Source organism: Globicatella sanguinis NBRC 15551 (assembly GCF_001552295.1).
Lineage (GTDB): Bacteria > Bacillota > Bacilli > Lactobacillales > Aerococcaceae > Globicatella > Globicatella sanguinis.
On record NZ_BCQX01000139.1, the window covers coordinates 1 to 5,560 of the forward strand.

At 34.3% G+C, this 5,560-nt stretch carries 4 protein-coding genes; all 4 read right to left on the reverse strand.

Features of this window, described 5'->3' with window-relative positions; genetic code table 11:
* Nucleotides 1-188: 188 nt before the first annotated feature.
* Nucleotides 189-2,096, reverse strand: a complete 1,908-nt coding sequence (mnmG, locus tag GSA01S_RS09200; RefSeq protein ID WP_066126855.1) for a tRNA uridine-5-carboxymethylaminomethyl(34) synthesis enzyme MnmG — start codon at nt 2,094-2,096, stop codon at nt 189-191.
* Between the two features lie 13 nt (nt 2,097-2,109).
* Nucleotides 2,110-2,577: an NUDIX hydrolase gene (locus tag GSA01S_RS09205; RefSeq protein ID WP_066126856.1), complete on the reverse strand. Its 468-nt coding sequence runs from the start codon at nt 2,575-2,577 to the stop codon at nt 2,110-2,112.
* A gap of 8 nt (nt 2,578-2,585) precedes the next feature.
* A complete protein-coding gene (gene mnmE / locus GSA01S_RS09210) occupies nt 2,586-3,965 on the reverse strand; it encodes a tRNA uridine-5-carboxymethylaminomethyl(34) synthesis GTPase MnmE (protein WP_066126857.1) in 1,380 nt (459 codons plus the stop codon).
* Nucleotides 3,966-4,330: 365 nt separating this feature from the next.
* Nucleotides 4,331-5,458 (reverse strand): GerMN domain-containing protein, encoded by a 1,128-nt coding sequence (locus GSA01S_RS09215; protein ID WP_066126859.1) that lies wholly within the window; start codon nt 5,456-5,458, stop codon nt 4,331-4,333.
* Nucleotides 5,459-5,560: the final 102 nt, after the last annotated feature.

Consider the following 5,560-nt stretch of genomic DNA (forward strand, 5'->3'; position numbering starts at 1 on the left):
TTATATGGACTCTATCTAATAGTTTATATCGCGATATGATGATCATGTTATGTATAGTATTACTTATCCATCTCTATGAATATTAAATAGAGCCGAAACAAGTTTTTTACTCATTTCGACTCTTATTTTTTAATAAAGTTAACAATATGAATTTGAATGACATTCTTTAAAGATTTAATTTCATACGATTATTTTTTATCGCCTAAGCGAGCAATTTTTCCTTGTTGAATATATACGGTTAAAATCGCAATATCCGCTGGATTGACACCACTCACTCGACTTGCTTGTCCTAGTGTACTAGGTTGGATTTTTTTCAAGCGGTCTCTGGCTTCTGTTGCTAAACTGTCCACCGCATCATAATCAATATCTTCTGGAATGAACTTTTCTTCCATTGATTTCATTTTATCGACTCTTTGGTTTGCCTTAACAATATAACCTGCGTATTTTATTTGAATTTCAATTTGCTCTGCTATTTGACGTTCTAATGGACCTTCCTCACGAGGTATGATGCTGATTAAATCTCGATATCGAACCTCTGGTCTTTTTAGTAGATCTACTGCTAAAATACCATCTTTTAATTGTGTTGATTGAATACTATCTAAATAATCAACCAATCCTGGTGTCTTTGGAGTTAAACGAATATTGCTTAATCTTTCTAATTCTAGTTCGATTAGATTTTGCTTAGTGATAAAATAATCATAACGTTCTTGAGTCACTAATCCTAGTTGATATCCCATTTCTGTTAATCTTAAGTCTGCATTATCATGGCGTAATAATAAACGATATTCAGCACGGGAGGTTAGCAGTCGATAGGGTTCGGTTGTGCCTTTGGTAACTAAATCATCAATCATTACTCCGATATATCCTTCACTACGTTTCATTATGAAAGGTTCTTTTCCTTGAACTTTTAGTGAAGCATTGATCCCTGCAATTAAACCTTGTCCTGCAGCTTCTTCATAACCACTCGTTCCATTCATTTGGCCTGCTGTAAATAAACCATTAATAAGTTTTGTTTCTAACGATAGTGTTAATTGATGGGGAATTACAACGTCATACTCAATTGCATATCCCGGTCTCATCAATTGTGCATTCTCTAATCCTTTTATAGAATGCAATATTTCCATTTGAACATCTTCTGGCATGGAAGTAGATAATCCTTGAACATACATCTCATCTGTACCTAATCCTTCTGGTTCGATAAAGATTTGATGACGTGGTTTATCACTAAAACGAACAATTTTATCTTCAATCGAAGGACAATAGCGTGCACCTACTCCTTCGACTATTCCACTAAACATCGGTGCTCGGTGAAGGTTCCCTCTAATAATTTCATGAGTCATTTCATTCGTGTGGGTTAACCAACAAGGAACACTCTCTTCTTTATAACTTTCATCAGGTGTTAAAAATGAAAAATGATTAGGTTTTTCATCACCTGGTTGTATTTCGGTTTGATCAAAATCGATTGAGTTTTTATTAATTCTAGGTGGAGTACCTGTTTTAAAACGAGCAAGTTCAAAACCTAATTCTAATAAATTCTCTGATAACTTAATAGATGGTAAAGTATTGTTGGGACCTGATGAATATCCTAATTCACCAATTATGATACGTCCTCTAGAGGATGTTCCTGCAGTTAAAACAACTGCATTCGATAAATAACGCGCACCTGTTGAAGTCACAACACCTTTTACTTGATTATCTTCAACAATTAACTCAGTTACTAATCCTTGTTTTAAATCTAGATTCTCGGAGTTTTCTAACACTTGTTTCATCGATTGAGCATATAGCTGTTTATCCGCTTGTGCTCTTAAAGCTTGAACTGCTGGACCTTTTCCAGTATTTAGTAAACGCATTTGAATATACGTTTTATCGATATTGCGCCCCATTTCCCCACCTAAAGCATCGATTTCTCTCACTACGACGCCTTTAGCTGGTCCACCGATAGATGGATTACATGGCATAAAAGCGACCATCTCTAAACTTAATGTTAACAATAATGTTTTACTTCCCATCCGGGCACTTGCTAGAGCTGCTTCCGACCCAGCGTGTCCCGCACCTACGACAATAACGTCATAGGAACCTGCTTCAAATTGTTTCATCTAATTTCCCCTTTTAATAAAATACGACACTTTGTTCTATAAGTTGATTAGCGACATAAGTAAATTTTGCAGAAAAATAGGGTCTTCGATCTAAAATCCATTGTAGAAAAATATAATCGCCTTCCCAAGTCGGTTTGTTCATAACATCTTCATAGTTGACCCATTCCAAAGTACCCTCTGGACAATTTTCAATTAAATTTCCTGAAAATTCGGTGACACGGTAGACAAAACTATACCAGTCTTGTCCATCTGGTGTGAAATTTGGAAATGTTATAAATCCACATAATTCCAATTTTTCAGCAATTAATCCTGTTTCTTCATAAATTTCTCGTTTAGCACATTCTTCTGGCGTTTCACCTATTTCAAACTTACCACCGACACTGACCCATTTACCTTGATGAATATCATTTTCTTTTTTATTACGATGTAACAATAATAATTGTGAACCATTATCGATATAACATATTGTTGATAATTTCATTTTAGCCTCTACTTTCCTAGACAGAACTGACTAAACAGTTTATTCAATAATTCATCTTGAACGCTCTCACCCGTTATTTCGCCTAAAAGATCCCATGCTTTTGTAAAATCGATTTGAATTAAATCAACTGGCATTCCCATCTCAACAGAACTTAATACTTCATTTAATGAATCAACCGCTTGATTAAGCAATGCGACATGACGTGTATTGAGTAAGTAGTTAACATCTGTTGATTGGATTTCACCAGCGAAAAACTTTTTCTCTATTGCGGCTTCTAAAACTTCGATGCCTTGTTCTTCTATCATAGAGGTTGCAATTAATTCATCTTGTTTAATATAAGGACTCAAAGATTCCATCGTCAAGGCAGGTTTTAAATCTTGTTTGTTTAATAAGATTAAGCGATTCATGCCATTCGTTGCTTCAAGTAATTCTTTGTCTACCGGTTGTAATGTCTCAGATTGATTTAAAATTAAGATGATCAGATCGGCCTGTTCTATCATTTTACGCGATTTTTCTACACCTATTTTCTCTACTACTTCATCCGTTTCACGAATGCCTGCAGTATCAATTAATTGTAATGGAACACCTCTTACGTTGACATATTCCTCTATGATATCACGTGTTGTTCCTTCTATATCAGTAACAATCGCTTTATCTTCGCCTATTAATCGGTTTAAAAGACTCGATTTCCCAACATTTGGACGACCTACAATAGCGGTTTTAATACCATCTCTAAATAATTTCCCTTGTTGAGCTTGAGATAAAATATTTAAGATTTGTTTCTTAACAGCCAATCCTGTTTCTTCAAGTTGCTTTAATGATAATTCTTCTACATCATCATATTCAGGATAATCAATGGTTACTTCTACTTGTGCTAGTGTGTCTAACATATTTTGTCTCAAACTACGGATTTTTTTCGATAAACTTCCACTTAATTGATTCACAGATGCGCTCATGGCCTTACTAGTTTTAGCTTGAATTAAATCCATCACCGCTTCTGCTTGCGATAAATCAATTCTTCCATTTAAAAATGCGCGTTTGGTGAATTCTCCTGGTTCGGCTAATCGTGCCCCTTGTTTTAAGACCAGCTCTAATATTCTTTGAACGGCCATTATGCCACCATGACAATTTATTTCAATAATATCTTCTGTCGTAAATGATCGTGGTGCACGCATGACACTCACCATAACTTCATCCATTATCTCGTTATTATGAGGATCAATTATATGACCGTAATTAATGGTATGTGATGCGACTTTTTGAAGATCTTTACCTTTAAAAATTTGATTAGCATATTGAATTGCTTCAGACCCACTTAAACGTACAATCCCGATAGCACCTTCTCCTAAAGCTGTGGAAATAGCAGCAATTGTGTCTAATTGGTACATATCATCACGCTCCTTCTTAAAATATAAAAAAGTGCCTAAACTCCCCCTATTCATCATAGGAGTAGTTAGCACTTTGACTGCTTAGTATTCATTTCGATTGAATTATACAGAAAATAGTTTCAGAATGCAACTATCGACATCGATAATATTTGTGAAGTATTCATTATTATGTCATAAAATACAATGGGAGTGTCTAAGATGTAGAAAAATCAAATCATTTTACTTCATCTGTTCAGTCCTTAAGTTGAGTCGGTATCAAACGGGTCTTTAAAACATAGCTTAATGCCACTCAAAAATTGTCATTGTTATTATCAAGCAAAAACGACTGAATTTATCATGTGTTTGCCTAACCAACTTTTACTTAATTATGAAAACGATTGGTTAATATCAGTTTTCCACATATCATTAGGATACCATAATCCACCATCAGGATAACTTATGGTATTAGGGGTCATGCCTAAACCATCAACGGTTAATTGAACAGCTTCCACACCGTAATGTTCTATCATAGTCATGACAATCGCTGGAATAATCCCTCGTTCTGTCGCTTCATTTTGATTCATAGCTGCAATAATACCCGGTGTAAAATCGACATTAATATAAGAAGTTTCTTTATTAATTTTATTAACTGAAATATCTGGTGTTATCCAACCTAATGTTTGAAACAATTTTGTGTAAATATTAGCTGTTTCTTCATTCGTTTGAAACTTTATTGGCGCCACATCATCGACTAATGCCAATTTATTATCTACTTGTTGTGGTGCTTTAATCGGGATTTGGACTTGAAAATAACTATTCTGATTAATGCTTGATAGGACTAAGCTATCATCTGGATTAATTTCAGCTACAATACCCAAACCTTTAGCAAAATATTTTATTTGTTGGCCATCTTGATAAGTAACTTCTACTACATCTTGATAAGTCGTTCCGTTTATATCTATTGTTTCAAATAAATTAGTGATACTGGCTACTTCCTCAGACGTCATTTCCCAAGAATTACCTTTTTGGATTGGTGCCCTTAAAATTATTTTGGACCCTTCTGTAGATATGTTAGATAATTGATTACTTGGAATGATGGTGCCTTCTCCAATACCTAAATCAGTGATTTGTGTTGCATCCCAGGCATAATAGTGATTTGAGATGGCGGTCGGTGTTTGTTCCCTGACTTGCATCCTTTTTAAATTACCGTCAACAAACTCCATATATCGAAAAAATTCTTGATCATTCTCAATAAATTGATTCATTTGATTAGGTTGTATCGGGATAAAATCAACGATATTTTCAAAACTCATCGTCTCATCATAAGCCGCTTCATTCGTAATCTCAATATTTATCGTTTTTTCTGCTTCCTTATTTTTGTGGGACGCTTGTTCAATATTTTGCTTTTCCGTTATATAGGCTTGTCTTTCTTCACTTAATCGAATCATCGGCTCTTTACTACAAGCACTTAAAAATATAATGGATAAAAGAATAATAACATTTGGATGTTTCATTCAATAAATCCTTTCTAGATAAAATACGACGTATGTAAATTTTAATATTCTTTATAACAAATCAATTTTACGTAAATTAAGCTATAATTTCAAGCTTTAATC

Excerpts from the sequence above, each read along its gene's own strand:
- GSA01S_RS09205 (WP_066126856.1), bottom strand. The coding sequence starts at position 2,577 with ATGAAATTATCAACAATATGTTATATCGATAATGGTTCACAATTATTA.
- mnmG (WP_066126855.1), bottom strand. The coding sequence starts at position 2,096 with ATGAAACAATTTGAAGCAGGTTCCTATGACGTTATTGTCGTAGGTGCG.
- GSA01S_RS09215 (WP_066126859.1), bottom strand. The coding sequence starts at position 5,458 with ATGAAACATCCAAATGTTATTATTCTTTTATCCATTATATTTTTAAGT.
- mnmE (WP_066126857.1), bottom strand. The coding sequence starts at position 3,965 with ATGTACCAATTAGACACAATTGCTGCTATTTCCACAGCTTTAGGAGAA.